Genomic DNA, 20760 nt, shown 5'->3' with positions numbered 1-20760 from the left:
TCTATGCGAAGCCCCTCTTAATTATGCTTAAATATTGATGAGAATTTGGTAAAAAAGGTAGGCTTGCCTCTCTTTTTTCTACCAAATGCCCCTCGTTTGTCAATTCATTTATTAAATCAGGCAGTCTGCCATATTCCTCTGTTCGAAAACTGAGCAGCGGATATATCTTCACTTCACCGCCAGGCTTCGCAACGCGAAGCAGCTCCCGCACCGCCTTCAGATGGAAGGCATAGTCGAACTGCTCCTCATACAGAAACAGAAAGTGACTGCACAGCACAAGATCAAAGGAATCTTGTTCAAAAGGCAGCACCGGAAGACAAGCCACATGATACCTTGCCATGCCATCACGGCTTGAGAAGTCCTCTACGAACCTTTCTAGGCCCTATATACGTCCTGCCGTATGATTTTGAAGTGATCCATAAAACGACCAGTCATAGACGTCCTGGAGCTTCTCCATCTTGGCCGCAACAAGCCCGATTTCTTGCCTGCCGTGTTGATCTATCTCCTCCGATGATTTCTCATACAGCGGGTCAACCGCCTCTGAGAGAATACCAAGCTGCCTTGCTTCTACCGTGAAGGAAGACGCACCGCCGGCCACATCCAGAACCCTTTTACCTTGCAATTGTTCCAACTGCAGCATAAACATTTTCTCATACTCTGCGTACGATCTTGAGGTCATCGCGACCCCAACTTGCTCATAAATCCGCTTTTGCTCCATGCTCATCTCTCCTCAGCTCATCTTCTCCGGGCAACAACCCGTCTCATAACCCATTTCCCTCTGGAAAGGATTAGGAGAATATTACCATGGGCAACGGTCTATGGCAATAGAGTTTTCTTTGATGTCCTGTTTGGAAATCAAGCCTATTTATGATACGATGGCATATATCTTTAAGCTTACTACAGAAACGAGGAACAACCGTGTCAAAACAACCTTTTAAGAAACATACCATCTACAAAAAAGATAAATGGAACATGCTGAATGTCGAAGTCCAAGGAACCAAAATTGTGCTGACGGAGATCTCCGACCAATGGGGTGAAGAGTGTCACACATTCATCGGGCGGCCAGCGATGCTGCATTGGGCTAATGAGCGATTTGCTAAGGATAAGTTCGATGGGACCGAAGAAGAATGGCAAGCGATTATGGACGCATTCAAAGAAGTATAAACGGATTAGACCAAATGCCTTGACTTTCATTCTCTATCTTTTTATAATCAAGTTATAAGTTCATACGTAATACTCCAAAGGGGAGTAGCTGATACAGTAAAGTCGTCAATTCGGATCCTCATCAGATCCCGGCTTTATTGGCAACGACTATCGTTGTTAGCAAGACCTTTGCCAAATTTTTGGTGAAGGTCTTTTTTGATGAATTAGAGCCTTCACCGGTCGTCGGTGCTGGGCTCTATTTTTTTCAAAAAAAATTGCTAAAGGAGTGGTCGTTGTGGAATGGTTATCAGCAGGCTTTTTCGTTTCATTACTCAGTATTATCCTCATTGATTTGGTACTTGCAGGAGATAACGCGATCGTTATCGGTATGGCGGCACGTAATTTGAAAAAGGAAACACAAAAGAAAGTCATCCTTTGGGGAACCGTAGGCGCCATCGTTATACGGGCACTTGCGACCCTGATCGTGGTCACGCTTTTGAAAATTCCCGGTCTTCTCTTAGCGGGCGGCATATTGCTCCTCTGGATCTCGTATAAGCTGCTCAGCGAAAAGAAAAATCACGAACAAGTTCAAGCGAAGAGCAGCATGTGGGCTGCCATTCGCACGATTATTATTGCCGACGCCGTGATGGGTCTAGATAACGTCATTGCAGTAGCTGGTGCCGCTCATGGAAATTTCCTGCTAGTCATCATCGGTTTGCTCGTCAGCGTCCCTATCGTAGTCTGGGGCAGCACCTTGTTCATCAAATGGATTGAAACTTATCCATGGATTATGTATATCGGCGCAGGCGTGCTCGCATTAACGGCAGGTAAAATGATTACCGGCGAGAAGTTCCTCTCCCCTTATTTCGCTTCAAATCCGCTTGGCAAATGGCTGCTTATCGGACTACTCGTCATTATCGTGCTTGCGGCAGGCAAATGGTCCAAAATGGTCGGCTACCTCGTAGAAGTCGGAGACCGCGGACAGTTAAAACTGCCTAAAGAATTAAGCGATGAAGCTCAAATTGCTCCGGAAGATCGTTTTACAGTCAAGATGGATTCCCGAGGCAAGTTAATTCTGGTGAAGACAGAAGAGGATGAAAATCCCGATGAAACGATGCAGCATGCCGGCTGAAAAAGGAGTTTGCCAACAGGCAGCGAAAGTTACTATCATGCAGTAATTAGCAAGTGTCATATTCTATAGGGATAAGGATGATTCACCAATGACCGAATCCGGTTCTATACTCACATTTATTCTCGTATCCTTCTGCCTAGCCATCATTTTGATTATGAAAAAAGACAGCCTTCCCGCCCAAATGAAACGATATCTCGCTTTATTGGCAATCGTCATGGTCTCGTTTTCGTTTGTACTCATCTTGATCAGCTTCTTTGGCGCCGGAAAGTAAATTTACTTCCTTCCAGCTTTTTCTTATAATCATAATTGAGTGGGTTAACGGTCATACTAGGTGAAAACCATGAAGTGGGTTTAGATCAAAATTCCCCCACATGGGTATAAGCCGGGAGCGTGACCGTAATGCGCTGGATCTATGTAACTGCAGCAATGGGACTTCTCCTCAGCTCTGTCCCAGCAGCTGATTTGCATGCGAAGGAAAACCGTTTACCCCAAACTCAAAACAAGGACAGGAGGGCTCCCATGGCTCAACTATTGGAACGCAAACAAGTACCTGCCGAGCACCGTTGGAATCTGGAAGATTTATTTGCCGATGCGAAGGCTTGGGAAAAAGAATTTCAAGATGTTAAAGGCTCGATCAGCAAAATCAGCGCCTTCCAAGGAAAACTTAACGACGCTGCTGCCGTCAAGCAATGTTTCCAGTTGGAAGATGAGGTCTCTCTGAAGACAGAAAGACTTTATGTGTATGCCAACATGAAACATCATGAAGATACAGCAGAGCCTACATTCCAGGCCTTATCCGATAAATCGAAAAAAATCAGTGTCGAAGTGGGCGAAGCTCTCTCCTTCATTTCGCCGGAAATTTTAAGTTTATCCGATGACAAACTGCAGCAATTGGTCAACGATCCTTCTTTATCTTTTTATAAAGATACGCTGGAAGAAATGATTCGCCAGAAGCCGCACACGTTATCCAAAGAGCAAGAAGCACTTCTGGCTCAAGCAGGCAATATGGCGGGAGCTCCGAGCACGATCTTCGGCATGCTGAACAACGCCGATTTGAAGTTCCCTAAAGTGAAGAACGAAAAAGGCGAGGAAGTCGAGCTCACCCATGGAAGTTACATTCAATTCCTGGAGAGCCGTGATCCGGAAGTTCGAAAAAATGCCTTCCATGCCGTTTACGAAACTTACCGCAACAACAAGAACACGATCGGCGCTACGCTCAGCGCGAATATTAATAAAAATATTTTCTATGCCAAAGCGCGTCACTATCCTTCCGTTCTGGAATCGACCCTTTTCGGCGATAACATCAAGAAGGAAGTCTACACGAACTTAATTTCCACCATTCACGACTCTCTGCCTGAGCTGCAGCGTTATTTGAAACTTCGTAAAAAGCTGCTGAAAGTCGATGAATTACATATGTATGACCTCTTTGCTCCGCTGGTTGAAGAGTTCAAAATGGATATCACCTACCAGCAAGCCAAAGAAGAAATCAAGAAAAGCCTGGCTCCGCTTGGCGAAAATTACTTAAAAATTCTTCAAGACGGCTTCGACAACCACTGGATCGACGTTTATGAGAACAAGAATAAGCGTAACGGTGCGTACAGCTGGGGTGCCTACGGCACACATCCTTATGTGCTGCTTAACCATAAAGACAATTTAAACAGCATGTTCACGCTGACACACGAAATGGGTCATGCCATCCATTCCTATTTGTCCGACGAAAATCAAGAATACCGCTATGCGCAGTATACGATTTTCCTGGCAGAGGTCGCTTCTACTCTGAACGAGGCGCTCCTCATGGACTATTTATTGAAACGCGTGACGGATCCAAAAGAGAAGCTCTATCTGCTGACTTATTATGCGGATCAATTCCGTACTACGGTATTCCGTCAAACGATGTTTGCCGAGTTCGAAATGATTACCCATGAGAAATCGGAGCAAGGCGAGTCGCTTACACCTCAAGAGTTCAGCGAAATCTACTACGGCTTGAATAAGCTGTACCATGGCAATGACATGGTTGTGGATCAGGATATTGAGATGGAATGGGCGCGTATTCCTCACTTCTATAACAGCTTTTATGTCTACAAATATGCAACAGGCTTCTCGGCAGCAACCAGCTTTGCGAAGCAAATCTTGGACGAAGGCCAGCCAGCCGTTGACCGTTACTTGGGCTTCCTGAAAAGCGGCGGCAGCGACTACTCGCTGAACATCCTGAAAAAAGCCGGCGTTGACATGTCGACACCGGAGCCGATCAAGCAAGCCATGAGCGTCTTCAGCTCTTTGCTCGATCAGATGGAAGAGCTTACGAAGTAAGTGAACGAGTGAGGTTGGAGGCCCGAGCCTCCAACCTCTTCTCCATGGAAAGGATGAATGCTGGATGAAGATGCAATGGATTCTGATCTGCGCATTAATATTCGCCCTCATCACAGCCGTTTTTGCGGTTGTGAATGTCGAACCGGTGCAAGTAAATTTCATATTCGCCCAAACATCCACGCCACTCATTCTCGTTATTTTAACCTCTACTTTATTGGGCGGTCTAATTGTCGGCCTCTTCGGAATGGTTCGTCAGTACAAGCTGAATCGTAAAGTCAAGCACTTGGAAAAGCAGCTGCAAGACGCCGTCTTGCCTCCAGCCGCGCAGCCTGTGAAAGAAACAGCTGGTGAGGCTTCACCTACCGTGCATTAAAGTTAAAAAAGTGCAGCAAATCTATTGAATTCGAAAATTCATAAATTTGCTGCACTTTTTTCCATGTTTTTATAGCTGCGTCGATATAAGTAGTAATACGTAGCACACTACGCCTCCAACCAGCGAGGAGAGTGCATTTACCCGATCATTGGTCATGAAGCGGAAACCGCGTATTTGCTTCGCGTTCTGGCCACAATGGACTTCTTTCTCGACTGTTTTCCCGCATACCGTACACTGATACATCACCTGCCAAGTTGCCCCTAACCATGAATCAGCTAAGGAACCGAGCAAACCTGAGAGGGCACCGAATAGAATTAATACAGGAATTGCGACTGTTTCGTAGTCCATATCGCCGATCGTGCTGAACCAACCGCTGAGCCATCCAATGAAAGCTCCTCCCACCACAGAAGCCAGCACGCCAATCGTGCTAATGCCACCTGATGTTCCAGCTGGAACACGCTTACCATTAAGAATGGACCTTGGTTCAGATGAGCTCATTCCGCCAATTTCCGTGGCCCATGTATCCGCTGTGACGGTTGCCATCACGCCAACGAACAACACCCACCAAACAGGCTCAGGCCAAATCGCATTGCCTATACACAGCAATAAACCCAAACCGCCGTTAGCCGCAACTTGTCCGGCATCGCGCCTTCCGCCTTTGGCATAACCGCTTTCCGCAGCGGCTTTGCGCTGATGCTTAAGCTTCGACAACACGCTCGAAGAAATAAAAAAGGCGATCAGCGTCCCAAACCAAGCTAAACTGCCAAATACAAACATCAAGGTCCCAAGAATAACCGCAGAAATCAAACCTGATACAGAGAGGGATCCTCTCCAGTAGGCAGCGCCTGCAATAAGCAAACTGCCGGCTAAACCCCAAATCCATTCCATTTGATCACCTCAATTTCCAACTATTATTGTAGCATAGCACAGTGCCCAGAATTTTCCCAAGAGCACCCTGCTATTTTTCGACAAAATCAATCATTTTTCGTGAGATTCTAGCAGGAAGTTAACTTTTTTACGAGAATAATATGGTAAGATAATTTCCGAAAGCTAGGAGGCTGCCATGGATAACGACCACATCACAACTAGGTCCCAGATAAAAAATGACTTGGATCCGCAAGAAATGCTGCGCGTTATTTTTGATTATGCAGCCAAAATTGCCAATGAACGAGTACTCGAGAATGTCCTTATGTTGATGGCGGATATGGGCCGGGAAATGATTGTCTCGGATCGCTGCACGGTTTGGCTGCTGGATAAGAGCAAGAACGAGCTCTGGTCCAAAGTGGCTCATGGACTCGATGAGATTCGTATCCCAAGCACGGCAGGACTTGTCGGTTATGCGGTCACGCATGATAAAGCTGTATTTATTGATGACGCCTACACGAATGAAGAATATAAAACTTACTTGCTTAATGGCGCACTGCGAACGGATCAGCAAACAGGCTACCGCACGAAAGCCTTGATGGTTATTCCGTTCCGCGACAGTCAGGGCGAAATCATGGGCGCTTACCAGGCCATTAATAAACTAACGGAATGCCAGCAATTTTCGGATAAAGATATGGAATATTTAACGCTCGCCTCCTCTTATGCTGGCAAATCTTTAGAATCGGCGCTGCTCACCAATGAGATCGAAGCAACCCAGAAGGAAATTATTTTCCGCATGGGCGAAATTGGCGAGAGCCGATCCAAAGAAACCGGGAACCACGTTAAGCGTGTAGCCGAGTATTCCTATATCCTTGCACGTGGATTAGGCATGAGTACGGAAGAATCGGAACTTCTCAAAATTGCTTCACCCATGCATGATATCGGCAAGGTAGCGATTCCCGACAGTGTGCTCAATAAACCGGGCAAATTAACCGATGAAGAGTTCAAATTAATGCAAAATCACACCGTAATCGGCTATAACCTGCTCAAAAACTCCACCCGTCACATTCTCAAAACGGCGGCGGTGGTCGCCTATGAGCATCATGAGAAATGGAATGGTCGCGGATATCCCAGAGGAATCAAAGGTGAAGACATTCACATCTACGGGCGTATTACCGCGATTGCTGACGTTTTCGATGCGCTTGGCAGTGAGCGTGTCTACAAAAAAGCGTGGGACTTGGATCGCATCTTACAACTTTTCACCGAAGAGCGGGGCGAGCATTTTGACCCACAAATCGTTGATGTGTTTTTTGAACAATTACCGGCAATCCTTCACGCGCGTGAAAAATATGCCGATAGTGCGCTGGAGGACTCGGCAGATGGACAATAAAAAGGGCAAATCTCTCGGTCAACGATGACCGCAAGAGACTGCCCTTTTTGTTTTATACGCGAATGGTTACTGCCCCGAATACCTCTTCGCCCCATGTTAATTCCAAGAGATCGCCATTATTTACAGGTCCAACGCCCTCAGGAGTTCCCGTGTAAATGATATCGCCTACGCCCAGCCCGTAATGCTTAGCGATGAAATCGATAATCGTTTGCAAATCGAAAATCATGTTGCTGATGTTGCCGTTTTGAACGACTTGTCCATTCTGGCGAAGCTGGAAGTTCTCTTCCGTCAGTTTGGAAGCTCCCGGGAACGGACGGAATTCCGTCAGTGGCGCTGACTTCAGGAATCCTTTGGCCGGCAGCCAAGGTTGGCCTTTTTTCTTAATAACAGACTGTACGTCTCTTAGCGTAAAATCGATGCCAAGCGCATACTTATCAACAATTTCATCAACTTGAATGCCTTCACGATAAGGCTTTGCGATATGCAGCACCAATTCAGCTTCATAGTGAATTTCGCCTTGATCGCCTGGAAGCTTCAGCTCCCCGCCACTCATATCCGCCAAGGCATGCGTTGGTTTGGTAAAAATCATCGGCTGATCCGGAACATCATTCCCCAGCTCGGCAGCGTGTGCCCGGTAATTGCGTCCTACACAATAAATATTGCGAATATCTGTCATGTCGTTATCTCCTCACATTATTTCTTGCTAACATTACCTTCGGCATCAACTTTGGACCCAATCGAAATTTGGCTTAATCGCTGGAACAGCTTGGAGCCGTCTTCCGAATTCATAGGCGTAGGAAGTGCGAATTTGCTTAAAATAGGGACAAGATGAATATTGCACGCTTTATCTTTCGAGCAGGAAGCTTCCAAGATAACTGTTTCCCATGTCTTTGAAACATCGTTTGTTGTAAATATAAAATTGCCTAAACTATACGCGATCCACTTGCCTTTGTACTGCTCAAAGCCTTGTAACACATGTGGATGGCCGCCAACAACCAAATCTGCGCCGGCATCAATATAACGGTGTGCCAAATCTGTCTGATACTTGTCCGGATTGTCGCTTCGCTCGACGCCCCAATGTGCAACAACGACAACAAGATCGGCACTCTCTTTCGCTTTTTGAATGGCTTCTACTGGCGGCTTGTAATTGTAAGTTTCCGCTACCCCGATGCGCCCGGGACCTGCTTTCCAAGAGGCCTCCGGAACAACACGGCTAAAGCCAAAAAAGGCGATTTTCATGCCGTTTTTCTCCATTATGACAGGCTGATAGGCTTCATTCAAATCATTGCCCGCTCCCATGCGCTTAATGCCCTCTTGGTCCAGCGCATTCATCGTATCCTGCAAACCATCAGGGCCATAATCCATGACATGGTTATTCGCTAAATTAACAAGATCGATGCCAGCATCCTTAAGCGGAGGTAAAGCCAAAGGCGATGAGCGGTAAACGTAATCCTTTTTCTGTTCCGTACCTTTAGTTGTTATAGGTGTTTCCAAATTCGCGATGGTGAAATCCGGTTTGGTCAAATAGTCTTTTACATTCGTATAAGGATAATCATAGCCTTTTTGTTTCAAAATATCTTCTACCTTAGAGGCTAGCATCACATCGCCAACAAAAGTGAGATTCACTTGTCCGCTACTGCCTGCTGGCTTGTCCGAAACTTCCGGTGATGACGACGGTACGATTGCGTTTGCTGTAGCTGTAGGACTTGGCTGGCTACTTGCTGCATTCGTCGGTTGAGGCGAGTTTACGGACACCGATGGTAAAGATGCCTCTTGTTCTTCGGTAGTTTTGCTATTCGACGTCCAATAGGATGCACCAATTCCAATCGCGAAACAAGCAACGGCAGCCAAAGTGAGTCCTCCGATCATTTTCAGCGGAGTTTTCTTCTGAGGCGCGCGCACTACCTTCACTTTACGGTGACGCTCTACTCTGGATTCCATTCAAAACCTTCCCCTTTCCCCCACAAATTATAGCAGAAGAATCTAGCATTGGGTAATAGTCAAGGACACTCATTTTCAGAATGGAATCCGTATGATATAACAGAAGCAATGAGATTTACACTTGAGACCAGCACGGAAAGGAATTCATCGTTTTGGAAAAAATAGCGATTATTTCAGATATCCATGGAAATTTGCCTGCACTTGAAGCTGTATTTACTGATATCAAAATGCGGGGCATTAAGCGAATCTATTGCTTAGGCGATCTCGTTGGCAAAGGACCTGATTCGGCAGCCGTTGTTGACGCGATACAAAGAAACTGCGAGGTTGTCATACAGGGAAATTGGGACTTAGGCATCAATAGGCCGCAAGACCAACCGGCAGGCATTTGGCAGCAGCAGCAGTTAGGGCCTGAAAGGCTTGCTTATTTGGCAGAACTGCCATTCTCCGTTGATTTTTACCTTAGCGGCAAACTGTTCCGTTTATTTCATGCTTCCTCACAAAGCGTTTACCATCGTGTTAAGCGTAAATCTTCCAAAAAAGAACGTCTGGCACTGTTTCAAAATACAGAAATGACCGGTGCGGCTCCTAACGGAAAGCTGCCCGATATTGTTGGCTACGGGGATATTCACATCCCTTTTTTGATTACGATGAAAAACCCTTCAGAAAAGAGCGTTGCAACGCTTTCCGACAGCGGTCTAATGCTCTTTAACGTGGGCAGTGTAGGCATTCCCTATGATGGCATTCCACAAGCCTGTTACTGTGTTCTGGAGGGCAATATGAATAGTCAGCAGCAAGCAGGATTTTCCTTACAATTTGTACGCGTACCGTATGATATCGACTATGCCATCAGCAGAGCTCATGCTGTGCATATGCCAGAGACTGAGCGCTATGCGCTTGAGATTTCAACGGGGCTGGTGCACAAGTAAGGGATTGAACAAAATTTATTATGGAAATTAATTCCACTACATGCTAATATAGGTTCATCATTGAAAGCGAGGATGTCCTCCATGAAGCTGAACTGGCCCAAAATTGCTTTTATCGTTATATGTGCGGAGGTTTTGCTTATTTACTGGAATGGGATGAGCGCTACACCTTTCAAGAAGCAGCAAAATGTACATCCTATATCCACACTGCAACCCGCTCAGCCTGTTACACAGGTAGAAGAGAAAGCACCTTGGCAAATGAACGAATTCAAATTTTTTCAAGTGCATCAGTTAACTTCTTAAGATAAACCTTCTATTCAAAGGGAAAAGGGCTACCCGGAATGTCTTTTCAGACAATCAGGTAGCCCTTCCTATGTACACCTTATTTCACCCGAGCTAGTGCTAGACCGTCATAGGCCGGTAGAATTGTGCTCTCCAAACGCGGGTCCTCAGCAATGAGCTTATTGAAGCTGCGCATCGCTTGCACGGAGGTTTTGGTTTGGCCTGGGTCAACCACTTTGCCCCTCATCAGTGTATTATCGCCTGCAATGATGGCCCCTGGATTCGCTAATTGAATGGCAAGCTCCAAATAGTTTGGATAGTTCACTTTGTCTGCATCGATAAAAAAGAAATCAAAACGCTCCCCTTGCGTAAGCAGTTCGTTGAGATGCTTCAACGCTTCGCCAATACGATACTCGACGAATTGGCCCAGACCTGCGTCGGCCACATTTTGTTTGGCTACATCGGCGAATTCCTGTTTCAACTCAAGCGAGATGAGTTTACCGCCTTCTTGCAGCCCTCTAGCCAGGCAAATCCCGCTATAGCCTCCTAATGCTCCTATTTCCAGTACTTTTTTTGCGCCAATCATCGTCACTAGCATCGTAAGCAGTCTGCCGTAGCCCGGGGCGATTGAGATTTCTGGCATATTATTGGTTCGTATAACTTCCTTCACCCGCTCAAGCACGGGATCATCCGCATATAAACCTTCCATATAGCTTTCAGCTGTTAGGGTTTCCATGTTATTCCTCCTAAGAGTTTGCCGTTTCGTTTGTAAGTATATCTTATTTGTCCTATACTTGTTAATTGTATGAGTTTTATGAACGAAGCACAACCCGGATGGAAGGAATCTAAACATGCCACAATCAATCGAACTAATTGCAACTTGCCCAATGGGACTTGAAGCTATCGTTGCTCGCGAAGTCCGCGACCTCGGTTATACCGAGGTTACCGTTGAGAACGGCCGCGTACGCTTTATGGGAGACGAGCTGGCCATCTGCCGAGCCAATCTATGGTTACGGACAGCAGACCGGATTCTCGTGCTTATGGGCCAGTTTAAAGCTCTGACCTTTGATGAGCTTTTTGAAGGCACTAAAGCGCTCGCTTGGCCCGACTGGATTCCGAACGATGCCGAATTCCCTGTGCAAGGGCGTTCCCATAAGTCACAGCTTTCCAGCGTCCCTGCCTGCCAAGGCATCGTAAAAAAAGCCGTCGTTGAGAAGCTGAAACTTCAATACGGCACCGAATGGTTCCCCGAGAACGGGGCGCGTTACGTAATTGAAGTGGCTCTTCTGAACGATATCGCGACACTCACGATCGACACCACAGGCCCAAGCTTGCACAAGCGCGGGTATCGCAAGCTCGTGACTGAAGCGCCGCTGAAGGAGACCATGGCCGCCGCCATGATCCTGCTCAGCCGCTGGAGCGTCGATCGGCCGCTCTACGACCCGTTCTGCGGGTCGGGAACCATCCCGATCGAGGCTGCCATGATCGGCTGGAATATCGCGCCAGGCCTGCGGCGCAGCTTCCCCAGCGAGGCGTGGGGCAATGTGTCGCGCAAGCTCTGGGACAAAGCGCGCGACGAAGCGTTCGACGCGGTCCGCGACAATGTGCCGCTGCACATTATCGGCAGCGACATTGACCCGTCTGCCATCGCAGTGGCAGAAGCCGCCGCGAAGTCGGCCGGGCTGACGAAACAGTTCCAGCTTCGCGTGGAACCGGTGGCCAAAGCCCGCCCGCGCGGCGACTATGGCTGTTTGATCACCAATCCGCCATATGGAGAGCGGCTTGGTGAAGCCAAGGATGTCGAGGTCGCGCTGCGCGAGCTCGGGGCTCTTACAGCTCCGATGCCTTCGTGGAGCATGTTCATTCTCAGCCCGAGCACACAGCTCGAGCATTATATGAACCGCCGCGCTGATAAGAAGCGCAAGTTGTTTAACGGACGGATTGAGTGTAACCTTTATCAATACCTTGGGCCTTTTCCTCCGCGTAGGTAGGAACGTAGGCAGCACGAAAAAGAGGCAGCTGAGACTTTACGTCTGAGCTGCCTTTGTTTTTAGATGGCTCTTATGGGTACTCCATAGACCCGTGTTAAAGTCTAAGCCCGAGCTGTGTCGCCAGCGCTTAGGCTAACGGACACAGGAGCCTTTATTCGGCTTGAAATCGCCGATTTAGATTTCTAACGGACACCAGTGCTGCTATTTGCCTACTTTGCAGGCAATTTGGCCGCGGAAATGGCAAATAAGAGCGCTGATGTCCGTTAGGCGCGAAACCATACAAATATCAGTGCAATAACGGCGCTGGTGTCCGTTAGCTCAGTTTACTTCGCAGGAGAAACTCTAGATCTCTGCTCCCTCAGCATTTGGATTGCTCTTAAGGTTTTCGCATAGTACTGTCTAGCTCGAGTAGTACGAACAGCGATTACGCTAACGGACACAGGAGCCTTTAATCGGCCTGAAATCGCCGATTCAGATTTCTAACGGCCAACAGCGCTGCTATTCGCCTACTTTGCAGGCAATTTAGCCGCGTGATGGGCAAATAAGAGCGCTGATGTCCGTTAGGCGCGAAACCATTCGAATTTCAGCGTAATAACGGCACTGGTGTCCGTTAGCTTAGCTTTACTCCGCAGTAGCAACGCTCGAAATGAAAACAGAGGTAGCTGAGTTCCTTACATCTCAGCTGCCTCTGTCTTTTTATAAATAATGCATAGTCACTTCGCTTCTAACAAACAATCTCGCATTGACGCCAGTTTGCCCAATACCTTTAGATATGTAGTAAGCCCCATATTGCTGTTTATGCAATCCCTTGTAAATCCCCATTCTAGGCAGCTTACCTGCGTTTTTGATATGAAAGAAAAATGGAATATTAAACTGTTTACCGTGGAGATGTCCAGCCATTAAATAATCGAATTCTTTATTCAAGTGTAGCACGATGTTAGGATCGTGAGTAATAATGAGTTTCGTTCTGCGATCATCAATAGCTCGAAAAGCAGCCTTAATATCACTTTTATCAGAATCGAAATCATCAATTCCAATTAGTTCAAATTGTTCTAAATGCAGCGACTCATTCCTTAACAATTTAAGCCCATATTTTCTTAAAAGCTTGATAAGATCATTGACATTTTTCTGCTGATAATCATGGTTTCCAAGAACGCAATAAATAGGCACGTTACAAATCGCAATCGCTCTTAGGTACTCTTCAAGTTTAGGAAGCATTTTTCGGTATTTGGTGAAATCACCCGTAATAAATATATAATCCGGTTTTTCATCATGAATAATAGCGGCTATTCTGGCTGGACGAATTCTTAATCTTTCAACATGCATGTCACTTATTTGCAGGATTCTCACATTTAGATTAAGAGGATATCTTATCCGCTCAATTTTTAGCCATTGTGTCGGCAAGATAAAGATTATGTAGCAAATAAATAGAACTAAGAATACATAAAGGCCGTTCAATAAAATTCCTTCCAAGCGCATCCTCCTCACCAAAAATGGGATCTAATAGCTGCTGAAATCAATAAGGTTTATATACTAAGTTTTATTATAGGGTTAATACATTAATGCCACATGAGTATAAGAGTTCAATTTTGTTGACTGATTTTATTACCTTTGTCTACTCTCGATCTCTTCTATTAGACGAGCTATCCGTACAGTTTGTTTATTCCTCACAGTTTTCATCTCCAAAGCTATTAAGTTAACAGATAATTTTTGGTAAAAGGAAAATGTAACAATATGTGGAATATACATTATTCAGAAAGTGGAATCTACGCTTTTAAATCATAGAAAACGAGGAAGATAATCGTGTTTCATCAAAAAATCACAAAACTTCTAACACTAAGCATCAGCTGTATTTTTCTATCTATTCAACCTGCTTTTGCACAAGACTCATCAGCTACTAAGTATCAGCATGAGCTAAAACTTAAACTGAATGAGCAAATTGTTACCGTTAATGGTCAAACTCAAACACTTCCAGTCCCGCCTACTTTAATGAACAGCGTGACCATGGTGCCGCTTCGTTTTATTGCTGAGACTCTGGGAGTTACGGTCCAATGGGATGACGTTACACGGATAATTATACTTTCTACAGCCAAAACCAAGATTTCTCTGGCAATCGACAGTAAAGATGCCGTGATTAACGGTGCTTCTACTTCATTGGAGCAGCCAGCTACAATACTTAATGATACGACTATGGTCCCTCTCCGCTTTATTGCTGAAAATATGGATCAGACTGTTTCGTTCGATGGTACAACGCAAATGATTACAATCACTAATAAGCTCATTCAACCTACACCTGTAAATGAAAAACGAGACAAGCCAACTGTAGATAATTTATCGATTGAACGACCAATTACAGAAAGAAGCAATGTAAAAATAGAAGATATTATTTCAGACTCAAAAAGCAATCTATATATGATAGATTTTGACGTCAAAAGTCAATCCTACCCTTATGGAATTTTATCCTATAATCAAAACAATGGGGATGGAAAAAACATACAGCATACAACCTTTATAGATAGTAAATTTGACGTGCAGTATAAGGATTCAAAAGGTGCTGTGCAACGTGTATCCTATCAAAATATCACACCAAAAAAACTGTATTACGATAGTTTAACTGACAAATTGTATTTGATGGCACATGCTGCGAGACCCTTTGTCGAAGAAGCCGTAATTATTTATGAGATACTACCAGAAGTTAAAATGGTAACTTATAATTTAGAAAGTTCCATGAATGAAGAAAACAATTTTATCTCGTTTTTAGATCAAGATCATTTTTACTACAGCAATGCATTTTCGGGGAAAATATTCGACTTTCAGGCACCTAATGAGAGTAAAGTAATTGGATTCCTACCTGAAAAGAAGGCAAGTTATGTTTCTTTAAACACTGACGGGAAAATGTATATCCTCGATAAAACGAATAAAAAAATAAGCAAGGTTAACTTGGACGGCACGATTACTGAGGTAGCGAGGGTTAATTTGGGTCAAATAACCGGAGCCTCTTCGAGGAATGGGTATTTCTACATTTCAGATACTACTAGGATTTATCAAGTTGATGTTGCTGGGAAAATGGATGAGTACACTAATGTTGCTCTTTTAACCTATAACAAGGGTTTATATGATCCGAAAACACAAACCTATGAGCAGCCTGCCGTAAATGATAAAATTGTTGATGGTAAATCCGTTACTGATCAGGTTGAAGGTCCTGGCGCTTTAAGTTTCAAGGGCAGTTTCCTTTTTACTATCGATCATCATGGAAACATCGTGATTTATGACAGCCTAAACGGAATTATTCGACGAATCAACGTTTACTAAGTTTAATACCAATGCCAACAAAAAAATCCCCCAACCGCTAATCCGACCCTGTTCAGTCGAGCGTTTGAGGGATTTATTTTTTCATCAAAAGCCAAATGATTATGGCCCAAAGCGGAATAGACAGCAGAATACTCCACATGCATCCTATAGCAAAGCCTAATTTTGCTTTTTGTTCATTGTTTGATGCATCATCGTTCGGCATGTTCCACCAACTCTAATGGGAGTCCATCTGGGTCTGCAAAAAACGTATACCGATCACCTGTAATGGGATCAATCCGTACCGGTTCAACCGCAATTCCCTTGCTCTCTAGTTCTTTGACGCTTTCGTCCATATTTCCAACGACAAAAGCCAAGTGCCGAAGTCCTCGCGCTTCCGGTCTATCCACTCTTAATGGAGGATTTGGGAACGAAAACAATTCAATCTGCTGCTCTGTTTCTCCTATGCGCAAATCCAGTTTGTAGGAATCACGTTCTGCCCGGTACAACTCGTTTACGATCGTCATTCCTAGCAAATCAACATAGAAATGCTTCGACTGTTCGTAATTCGAGCTAATAATGGCCACATGATGAATGCGATCGATTTTCACTAACACGCCTCCCCACTCCGTAAATAAACCGCAATCCGGGAATTCCCCATCCTGCGGCTCGTTTCTTATTTTATCCGTCTGCTCTCATCGTTTCAACAATTTTCTTCAAAATATTCTCTGCTTGCGCATATTCTACCTGACACGTACCTGCTGCGTGGTGACCGCCTCCGCCATTTTGTAGCATCAAAGTCCCGATGTTCGTTTGGGAGGTGCGATTCACAATGCTGTGTCCGCAGGCAAATACACAATTTTGTTTGTTACGTCCGTCCACGATCCAAATGGATACATTTTGCTCCGGATAAAGCGCGTAAACCATGAAACGGTTGCCAGGATAGATGGTTTCCACGTCCCGAAGATCCGTAATGATCACGTTTCCTTCTGTATACGTATGTTTTGCAAGCATTTCACGGTACAGAGCATCCAATTCATAATACCGTTCTACCCGCTCCTTAACGTCAGGAAGCTCCATAATTTGATCGACCGTCATCACCGCGCAGTGATCCACAAGCTCTTCCATTAGCTGATAATTGCTAATTCGATAGTCCCGGTAACGTCCTAAACCCGTACGGGCATCCATGATGAACGATAATAAATCCCAACCCGTTGGATTCAAAATATCTTCTTTACTGAATTGTGCCGCATCCGCTTTATCTACGCCTTGCATAATATCGTCAATATCACCAAAGGTTTCTTGCCCACCATAATAATCATAAACGACGCGTGCTGCGCTTGGTGCAATACGGGTTTCCCCTTTGAAAGCTACCTTCTCACCCATCCGCTCAAGTTCACTGGAATGATGGTCAAACCATAATCCGCAACCTGCAACATAAGGCACATTCGCCAAAATATCGTTCTCGGTAACCTCGACCAGACCATCCTGCATATCTTTGGGATGAACGAATTTCATTTCATCGACCATGTTTAGCTTTTTGAAAAGCATTGCGCATACTAAACCGTCAAAATCCGAACGCGTAATTAATCGCATAACGCAAATCCCCCTACGAAGTTAGTACTTAAGAACTATGTATGAATATGTGTATCATTATATCAGCACCTGTCGATTTGTGACAATCATTTTGTCATTAGAGCTTTTGGGATAAAAAAAAACAGTTCGCCTAGATGGGCTGAACCGTTCTTAATTTGGACGTCAAAATTTGGTAGAGTCTAGTCATAAATGCTTCAATTTGCGGCATCGGAGGCATTTTCACAGAAAGCTTAACTTCGCCTTTCCAGTAGAAAATTAAAATGCTGTTGCTTCTCCCCTGAAACATTTCAACATCCCAACACGTCTCATTAAGTGCGTACTCTTCTAAATTAATCATTAGTTTCGGTCCATCCGAGGATGGCACCAAACGGGCAACATGATTGCCGCAAAGTGATGTTACTTTTTGCTCTTCATGTAAATCAGACTGCATGCTGCTTGGTCCTCCTTTTATCCATAGATTATGAAAGTTATGACAGAGAAAAACCCCACCATAGTGTACCGATCGGAGGGGGATCTAAGTTGAATACCCAATCGTTCGGCAGCTGGCTGGCAACGAGTTCGTTTATGAACAAGGTAGCCCCTTTAGCTTTGCGTCACTGACTTTCGTCAGTTTTGCCATTGTCGAGATGTGTTGTGAATTCTTATACAAGAAATAACTACACTCTCAAGAATAAGGGATGTTGTTTTGAAATCGTATAGTTCGCAAGAACTAATTTTGCAATATCTATCAAAAAACTTCTTTTTTCGACCTATTTTTGGGCAGTGCTTGTAGATTATTGGCGCCCTTCCAATAAAAGAGAGATCCCGCAAGGGTCACAAAAGCGATAACCAGATAAAGTGCAGTGCCCCCGTACGCTACGAGCAGAAAGCCACCAACCCAAGGTCCCATAAAATGACCTATGTTGGTTAACGTTTGTGCTCCAAAATAAGTACCGCGCATATGCTCCGGTGCTAGTTTATCAATCAGCATATTGGCCGCGGGGTAATTTAATATTTCGCCTAGTGTAAAAATCGCCATGGAAATAATCATGGGTACTAACGAATGCGAGAATGCAAAACCGATATCGCCTAACGCAAACATCAAATTGCCAAAAATAATCGCTACAAGTGGCGAGTATTTATCAGAAATACGCGTAAGCGGTATTTGCATCGCAATAACCACAATGGCATTGACACTCATGAGGACAGCAAACATTTTCACACCTTCAGTGAAATTCTGCTCCAAATATTGCGATAGTGTCACCATGACTTGCGAGTAGCCGATAGCCCCTATAATTCCGCCAAGAATATAATAGCGAAACGTGACATCACGTTGAATGACCCGCAATGCGGAGACAAACGTAACAGGTTGTTTTTTCTCCCCTTCTATTTGCTTAATACCAAAAACTATAAGGAGAACGTAGAGGGTAACCGCATAGATAAAATATACGATTCCAGTGAGTAGAAACGGCAATGCTCCATCCATCGTTGCAAAAAAAGCACCCAATAAAGGTCCTACAGCAACACCAACATTGATGGCCATGTATCTCATTGAAAACACACTGAGTCGCTTAGCCGGCTCGGTCAAATCAGCCATCAAGGCTTGCGAGACAGGTTCGTAGAAGGAGCGACACAAGCCGTTCAGCATGTTCAGCATCATGAACAAAACCGGTAATTTCACGATACTAAAACCTACAAACACAACCGCCCATCCAAAAAGTGCAGCAAGCATGATGATGCGTCGGCCAAATCGGTCCGATAAATTGCCGCCGATAAAACCTCCGACTGTTCCTGCCAAGGCTCCCATTCCAATTACGACCCCAATCATTACCGCGCTCATCGACGTATGTTTAGCCAAGTAAATCGCCAGAAAAGGCAGACTCATGGAAGACGCCGCTCTGGCCATGACCGTTCCCAAAATTAACGTATGTACAATCGGATGATACGAACCAAGAAAACCACGTAATCGATTCATCTGTCAGAACTCCTCTCGCTGCTAATTTACCAAAGGTTAAGAAATGAGATCAAGAACCCATTATACACGAAAAACGGTAGTTCGTGTCCTTAATTATATTTTTTTGTCGAATAAAAAAGAACTCCCCGAAGTCGAGCGGGAAGCCAGTTTTAATCATGTTTTGTGGCTTAGAATTTGATGTTAACTCTAATTCTGGGCTACTGCGTCCGAATGATAATCAAAGGCGTTGAGTGCGTTAATGCCATGAGTCAGGACGTAGCCTGCATTCGCAACACCGCCGACCAGCAGCCCTTCCATTAGTTCCTCCGCTGTCCCGCCTAACTCCTTGAATTTCCGCGTATGGTTGTCAATGCTATAAGCACAGCCATTCACATGTGCGATGACAACAGCAATTAACTGTTTCGTTTTGGCATCGATAGCGCCATCCGCCATGGCAGTGGACTGGAATTGTTCGAAAGCCGCAAACGTCTCCGGACGAGTTTCCTTAACCTGCGGCAGCTTGCTTGCGTTGCTCGTTGCATAAAGCTCGTTAGAAACGAGATCATGCATGGTATTCCATGCGTTCACGCTATGAAATAACACAGTTTCGGCGTTCACTGCCCCTGCCACAAGAATAGCTTCCACTACCTCTTCTACAGAGCCTTCCAACTTTTTGAATTTGCCCGTGTGAACATCAATACAGTAAGGACATCCCGTAACATGCGTGACAGCAACAGCGATCAATTCTTTCGTTCTCGACGTAATGGCCTTCTCGCCAAAAGCCTCACCCATAAACTGAAAAAATGCTTTGGAACCTTGTGGCACAATTTCTTGCAGTTCCGCTACTCTTCTCAAATTGCTGCGTTCATACAATGAATTAGAATTTTTATTATTCATTTCCAATTTCCTCCATTTCCTTGATTTGAATATTATGATATCTAACTTATTTTTAGCTGTCAACAATTAAATATTTCGACTTTATTATGTTAAATTTTCATTTTTATCTATAAAAAAAGCCCGAAATCCGTTATAATGATCCCAAACATGAAATCAACGACTCTGAATATTATTTAGATATCTAACTATATATCCAAAAAAAGACTGCAATACAACCTATTTTACCAGTCCACTCACCCTTGAAAATTACTGTCAACACGCTTCATCCAATGCAGCATCAAGGCGATTTCCTGATCGGAAAATCCTTGGCGAATCATCTTTTCTCCCTCTTCGACAATAGCTAAACAAGCCTCTTTAATGGAGGAGCCCTTATCCGTCAAATAAATACGATTGATACGGGTATCCAACTTGTCTGGTACACGATTGATCATCCCTCTATCTTCTAACCCACGAAGAAGGAAGGTCATGGAAGCCGGTTGAATGCCTAAAATATGCACCATATCTTTTTGGGTCCGTCCCTCTTCTTCCCATAGAATCATAAGGACACCTAGCTGAGAGTTCGTGACACCCTGTTCCTCCAGCATTTGATCCAAATAATTGCAGGCATTGCGATAATTCTTCTTTAACCAGAATCCAATTGATCCATGCAGTGTAGCGTTCATGTTGGTTCTCCCTTTACAAGTTGCTTGAGTTATAT

The 20760-nt window shown here is 44.7% G+C and carries 23 protein-coding genes and 1 riboswitch; of the genes, 10 read left to right on the top strand and 13 right to left on the bottom strand.

What is annotated here, in order from left to right:
• Position 1: 1 nt before the first annotated feature.
• Both ACKTT9_RS10175 and ACKTT9_RS10170 read right to left on the bottom strand, forming a co-directional pair.
• Positions 2–340: a methyltransferase domain-containing protein gene (locus ACKTT9_RS10175; protein WP_407871447.1), complete on the bottom strand. Its 339-nt coding sequence runs from the start codon at positions 338–340 to the stop codon at positions 2–4.
• A 42-nt stretch (positions 341–382) separates the two neighbouring features.
• Positions 383–718 (bottom strand): hypothetical protein, encoded by a 336-nt coding sequence (locus ACKTT9_RS10170; RefSeq protein ID WP_407871446.1) that lies wholly within the window; start codon positions 716–718, stop codon positions 383–385.
• 254 nt (positions 719–972) lie between these two features.
• Here ACKTT9_RS10170 and ACKTT9_RS10165 point away from each other — a divergent pair, with 254 nt between their 5' ends.
• From ACKTT9_RS10165 to ACKTT9_RS10145, 5 genes are all read left to right on the top strand, one after another.
• Positions 973–1164, top strand: coding sequence for a hypothetical protein (locus ACKTT9_RS10165; RefSeq protein ID WP_127454723.1), 192 nt, complete (start codon positions 973–975; stop codon positions 1162–1164).
• A 274-nt stretch (positions 1165–1438) separates the two neighbouring features.
• Positions 1439–2275: a YjbE family putative metal transport protein gene (locus tag ACKTT9_RS10160; protein WP_407871445.1), complete on the top strand. Its 837-nt coding sequence runs from the start codon at positions 1439–1441 to the stop codon at positions 2273–2275.
• An 88-nt stretch (positions 2276–2363) separates the two neighbouring features.
• Positions 2364–2546 (top strand): hypothetical protein, encoded by a 183-nt coding sequence (locus ACKTT9_RS10155; protein WP_127454635.1) that lies wholly within the window; start codon positions 2364–2366, stop codon positions 2544–2546.
• A gap of 248 nt (positions 2547–2794) precedes the next feature.
• Positions 2795–4585, top strand: a complete 1791-nt coding sequence (gene pepF / locus ACKTT9_RS10150) for an oligoendopeptidase F (RefSeq protein WP_407871444.1) — start codon at positions 2795–2797, stop codon at positions 4583–4585.
• A gap of 64 nt (positions 4586–4649) precedes the next feature.
• Entirely contained in the window at positions 4650–4958 is a 309-nt protein-coding gene (locus ACKTT9_RS10145; RefSeq protein ID WP_315954197.1) for a lipopolysaccharide assembly protein LapA domain-containing protein, read from the top strand.
• A gap of 69 nt (positions 4959–5027) precedes the next feature.
• Here the strand turns inward: ACKTT9_RS10145 and ACKTT9_RS10140 are convergent, their stop codons facing one another.
• Entirely contained in the window at positions 5028–5846 is an 819-nt protein-coding gene (locus ACKTT9_RS10140) for a DUF92 domain-containing protein (protein WP_407871443.1), read from the bottom strand.
• Between the two features lie 175 nt (positions 5847–6021).
• On the opposite strand from ACKTT9_RS10140, the gene ACKTT9_RS10135 reads away from it, so the two are divergent.
• Positions 6022–7212, top strand: a complete 1191-nt coding sequence (locus tag ACKTT9_RS10135; protein ID WP_407871442.1) for an HD domain-containing phosphohydrolase — start codon at positions 6022–6024, stop codon at positions 7210–7212.
• A 52-nt stretch (positions 7213–7264) separates the two neighbouring features.
• Here the strand turns inward: ACKTT9_RS10135 and ACKTT9_RS10130 are convergent, their stop codons facing one another.
• Together ACKTT9_RS10130 and ACKTT9_RS10125 are read right to left on the bottom strand one after the other, a co-directional pair.
• On the bottom strand, positions 7265–7888 hold the full coding sequence (locus ACKTT9_RS10130; RefSeq protein WP_407871441.1) for a fumarylacetoacetate hydrolase family protein: 624 nt from the start codon (positions 7886–7888) through the stop codon (positions 7265–7267).
• 17 nt (positions 7889–7905) lie between these two features.
• Positions 7906–9153, bottom strand: coding sequence for a CapA family protein (locus tag ACKTT9_RS10125; protein WP_407871440.1), 1248 nt, complete (start codon positions 9151–9153; stop codon positions 7906–7908).
• Between the two features lie 152 nt (positions 9154–9305).
• On the opposite strand from ACKTT9_RS10125, the gene ACKTT9_RS10120 reads away from it, so the two are divergent.
• Complete coding sequence (locus ACKTT9_RS10120; protein ID WP_407871439.1) at positions 9306–10079, top strand: metallophosphoesterase family protein; 774 nt, start codon at positions 9306–9308, stop codon at positions 10077–10079.
• Positions 10080–10160: 81 nt separating this feature from the next.
• Complete coding sequence (locus ACKTT9_RS10115) at positions 10161–10379, top strand: hypothetical protein (protein ID WP_407871438.1); 219 nt, start codon at positions 10161–10163, stop codon at positions 10377–10379.
• A 79-nt stretch (positions 10380–10458) separates the two neighbouring features.
• On the opposite strand, the gene ACKTT9_RS10110 is transcribed toward ACKTT9_RS10115, so the two are convergent.
• Positions 10459–11094: an O-methyltransferase gene (locus ACKTT9_RS10110; RefSeq protein WP_407871437.1), complete on the bottom strand. Its 636-nt coding sequence runs from the start codon at positions 11092–11094 to the stop codon at positions 10459–10461.
• Between the two features lie 115 nt (positions 11095–11209).
• Here ACKTT9_RS10110 and ACKTT9_RS10105 point away from each other — a divergent pair, with 115 nt between their 5' ends.
• A complete protein-coding gene (locus ACKTT9_RS10105) occupies positions 11210–12349 on the top strand; it encodes a class I SAM-dependent RNA methyltransferase (protein WP_407871436.1) in 1140 nt (379 codons plus the stop codon).
• A 696-nt stretch (positions 12350–13045) separates the two neighbouring features.
• On the opposite strand, the gene ACKTT9_RS10100 is transcribed toward ACKTT9_RS10105, so the two are convergent.
• Positions 13046–13822, bottom strand: a complete 777-nt coding sequence (locus tag ACKTT9_RS10100; protein WP_407871435.1) for a metallophosphoesterase — start codon at positions 13820–13822, stop codon at positions 13046–13048.
• Between the two features lie 330 nt (positions 13823–14152).
• On the opposite strand from ACKTT9_RS10100, the gene ACKTT9_RS10095 reads away from it, so the two are divergent.
• Positions 14153–15661 (top strand): stalk domain-containing protein, encoded by a 1509-nt coding sequence (locus ACKTT9_RS10095; RefSeq protein ID WP_407871434.1) that lies wholly within the window; start codon positions 14153–14155, stop codon positions 15659–15661.
• A 188-nt stretch (positions 15662–15849) separates the two neighbouring features.
• Here the strand turns inward: ACKTT9_RS10095 and ACKTT9_RS10090 are convergent, their stop codons facing one another.
• The 6 genes from ACKTT9_RS10090 to ACKTT9_RS10065 form a co-directional block, all read right to left on the bottom strand.
• Positions 15850–16248, bottom strand: coding sequence for a VOC family protein (locus ACKTT9_RS10090; protein WP_174806786.1), 399 nt, complete (start codon positions 16246–16248; stop codon positions 15850–15852).
• 70 nt (positions 16249–16318) lie between these two features.
• Positions 16319–17233: an exopolyphosphatase gene (locus tag ACKTT9_RS10085; RefSeq protein WP_407871433.1), complete on the bottom strand. Its 915-nt coding sequence runs from the start codon at positions 17231–17233 to the stop codon at positions 16319–16321.
• 130 nt (positions 17234–17363) lie between these two features.
• Positions 17364–17663: a hypothetical protein gene (locus ACKTT9_RS10080; protein ID WP_157322706.1), complete on the bottom strand. Its 300-nt coding sequence runs from the start codon at positions 17661–17663 to the stop codon at positions 17364–17366.
• Positions 17664–17767: 104 nt separating this feature from the next.
• A riboswitch (cyclic di-GMP riboswitch) is annotated at positions 17768–17860 on the bottom strand.
• A 100-nt stretch (positions 17861–17960) separates the two neighbouring features.
• Complete coding sequence (locus tag ACKTT9_RS10075; RefSeq protein ID WP_407871432.1) at positions 17961–19187, bottom strand: MDR family MFS transporter; 1227 nt, start codon at positions 19185–19187, stop codon at positions 17961–17963.
• A 186-nt stretch (positions 19188–19373) separates the two neighbouring features.
• Positions 19374–20063, bottom strand: a complete 690-nt coding sequence (locus ACKTT9_RS10070) for a carboxymuconolactone decarboxylase family protein (protein ID WP_157322727.1) — start codon at positions 20061–20063, stop codon at positions 19374–19376.
• Positions 20064–20296: 233 nt separating this feature from the next.
• Entirely contained in the window at positions 20297–20725 is a 429-nt protein-coding gene (locus ACKTT9_RS10065) for a MarR family winged helix-turn-helix transcriptional regulator (protein WP_157322728.1), read from the bottom strand.
• Positions 20726–20760 lie beyond the last annotated feature (35 nt).

Source organism: Paenibacillus sp. P36, assembly GCF_045866505.1.
Classification (GTDB): domain Bacteria; phylum Bacillota; class Bacilli; order Paenibacillales; family NBRC-103111; genus Paenibacillus_E; species Paenibacillus_E chondroitinus.
Note: the sequence above shows the minus strand (reverse complement) of the source record. Positions and strands in the feature narration are given on the sequence as shown.